Below are 1144 nucleotides of genomic sequence, written 5' to 3'. Positions count from 1 at the left end.
GTCCGGCTTTACCCAGGTGCCGAATGCCATCCTGAGAACGGCGAAGCTTTCTCCGGCAGCGAAATTGACCTACGCCATGTTGCTGTCCTACGCGTGGCAGAATGACTTCTGCTTTCCTGGGCAGGAGCGTCTGGCCTCGGACATCGGCGTGACCGACCGCTCTGTCCGAACCTACTTGAAAGAGCTTGAGACGAAGGGGCTTCTGTCCATCAAGCAGCAAGGGCAGGGGAGACCAAACGTTTACCATCTCGATCTGCAAGCCGAGTTGTTGATAACCGGAAAGGCTTCCAAACCAGACCGGAATAGTTTTCTGGTCAAGACCGGAAAGAAACGGCAGTTCTAGACCGGAAAGGTTTTCCTACTAAGAAGACACAGTTGAAAAGAAAGAGAAAATAATACTCAGTGGCTTTTAAAAAAAGGAGATGTGGAAAGGTGGGTTCGCAAACGTGAACGGTGGAAAGTGGCTTGTTGTTCGGTGCCAGGGAATAGCAAGGTTCCGCGTATCTTTTAGTTCGGTGTCCCTGGGAACGCGCGGATCGCGTTGAGTGCTTGGCGCAACTGCCGCTTCTGATCGTCAAAGTTCAGGGCCACGAGGGCAGCGATGAAGTCATGCTCGATGCGAGCGAGGCGCGGCAGGTGGGGATCGTCATCTGTCATCCCCGAGTGGTAGGTGTAGAACGCGGTATGCACCCAGGCCCGCTCATCGGTGATACCGGTACCAGAACATCAGCACGAAGGGCGACTCGGTGGACTTTGATCTACCCGAGGTGCCAGCCTCGTCGGCTTCGCCTCGGGTGCACTCGGGGAGCGAGGCGGTTTGCGTGGCGTGCGAGGGGTGAGAGGCCCTAGCCGCCCTGCTGCTGCGCCTTATGCCACTCTGCCACTTCCTTGCAGAACAAGCCGAGGAACGGCTCCCAGATGATCGACTCTGTCTCGCCCAGTGGGGTGAAACTGCAATGATCTTCTGCGTCGGCTGACCAAGTCCCGATCACTTCCCCGTCCTTGGTGTAAACGTCTCCGCTGTCGCGACCGGTCTCCCCGTATCCGTTCAACGTCACGTACCAATGATCCATTTCCGCCTGCGCCTCTCGCCTGTTGGCTCAGATTAGCGGTGGCAAGCTCGCTTAGCTACTTCCATCGAAAA

At 56.6% G+C, this 1144-nt stretch carries 2 protein-coding genes; one reads left to right on the top strand and one right to left on the bottom strand.

Annotation, left to right across the window (positions count from 1 at the left end; genetic code table 11):
• The coding region (locus RMO15_RS32305) for a helix-turn-helix domain-containing protein (protein ID WP_309723164.1) at positions 1-343 on the top strand (343 nt) is incomplete at its 5' end.
• 164 nt (positions 344-507) lie between these two features.
• Here RMO15_RS32305 and RMO15_RS32300 read toward each other — a convergent pair.
• Positions 508-690, bottom strand: coding sequence for a hypothetical protein (locus tag RMO15_RS32300; protein WP_309723161.1), 183 nt, complete (start codon positions 688-690; stop codon positions 508-510).
• Positions 691-1144 lie beyond the last annotated feature (454 nt).

Origin of the sequence: Armatimonas sp., from assembly GCF_031410135.1 — a bacterium.
Classification (GTDB): Bacteria; Armatimonadota; Armatimonadia; order Armatimonadales; family Armatimonadaceae; genus Armatimonas.
The sequence above is the reverse complement of the archived record's forward strand: the minus strand, read 5'-3'. Positions and strand labels throughout refer to the sequence as shown.